This window comes from Streptomyces niveiscabiei, assembly GCF_001419795.1.
GTDB classification, from domain to species: Bacteria; Actinomycetota; Actinomycetes; order Streptomycetales; family Streptomycetaceae; genus Streptomyces; species Streptomyces niveiscabiei.
The window spans coordinates 1-1,410 of sequence record NZ_LIRL01001268.1; the positions used below are offsets into that span (position 1 = coordinate 1).

General features: G+C 68.4%; 1 protein-coding gene. It reads right to left on the reverse strand.

What is annotated here, in order from left to right:
* Window positions 1-1,373, reverse strand: a 1,373-nt coding sequence (locus tag AOK24_RS42955) for a type I restriction-modification system subunit M (protein WP_055725272.1), incomplete at its 3' end; no start/stop codon positions are given.
* Window positions 1,374-1,410 lie beyond the last annotated feature (37 nt).

Sequence of the window (1,410 nt, forward strand, 5' to 3'; positions counted from 1 at the left end):
GGAGGGGGCGGGGTTACGTAGAGGCCGGGGATCAGGGCGTAGTCGTTGTCGCGGACGGCTTCGAGGGGGGTCGAGCAGCAGAACTCGGGCTCGTTCTCGTACGGTCGCCCTGATCCGCGCCAGGCGCGGTAGGTACGGGCGATGCTGACGATGTCGGCGTCCGTCAGTACGCGCTCGGTCTTGCCGACCAGCTTGCCCATGTCGTGAGCGTCGATGAACAGGATCTGGTTGCGCCGGGACATCTTGTCCTTGTCCAGGATCCAGACGCAGGCCGGGATGCTCGTCGAGGAGAAGAGCTGGGGCGGCAGAGCGACGATGCAGGAGACGAGGTCGGCCTCCACCAGGGCTCGGCGGATCTCGGCCTCGGCCTTGTTGCGTGAGTGCAGGGAGCCGTTGGCCAGGACGACGGCGGCAGTTCCTTTCGGGCTCAGTTTCGAGGTCACGTGCTGGAGCCAGGCGTAATTCGCGTTACCGGCCGGGGGGACGCCGTACACCCAGCGGGGGTCGGATACGTCCCGGGGCCAGTCGCTGACGTTGAACGGGGGGTGGGCCAGCACGAAGTCGGCCTTGAGACCCGGGTGTCGGTCGGCGGCGAGGGTGTCGGCCCAGCGGTCGGAGAGGTCGGCGTCGATGCCGTGGACGAGGAGGTTCATCCTGGCCAGGCGCCAGGTGCGCTCGTTGTGTTCCTGGCCGTAGACGGAGATGCGGCGCAGGTTCCGGGGGGCGGTTGCCTGGACGAGCAGACCGGCGGCGCCGCACACGGGGTCGTACACCCGGCCCTGGCGCGGCTCCAGCATGGTCACGATGAGCTGGGCCACGGTCGGGGGAGTATGGAACTCGCCGCCCCGTCTGCCTTCGGCCCGCGCGAAGAAGTCGAGCAGATGGGCGTACACGTCGTGCCAGCCGTGCCACGCCGATGCCGGTGAGGAGCGGTGAAAGAGGTCGATCAGGGCGGCGAGTTGGCTGTCGATGTCCGCTCGGCCGAAGAACTTCGGCAGGACACCGGCCAAGGAGGGGTTGGCCTGCATGACCGCCTCCATCGCCGCGTCGAGCACCTCTCCCGCCCTGTCGCGCCACGCGTTGGCCGCGATCCAGGACCAGCGCGCCGTCTCGGGCAGCCAGAAGACGCGTTCGCCGGTGTACTCGGCGGGGGTCTCCAGAAGGTCGTCGAGGCCGTCGTCAGGATTCCAGTCCCCGGTGAGTTCCTGGAGGAGTTCCTCCCTGCGCGCCTCGAAGGCGTCGGAGAGGTGCCTCAGAAAGACCAGCCCGAGCACCAACTCCTTGTACTGAGCCGTGTCCACGGCCCCCCGGAGCCTGTCGACGGCACTCCACAGCACGTCTCCGAACTCCTCGGCGGGCACCTCTCGCGACATGTGCCGATCACCCCCGCCCGGATTCTTCCACGACCTG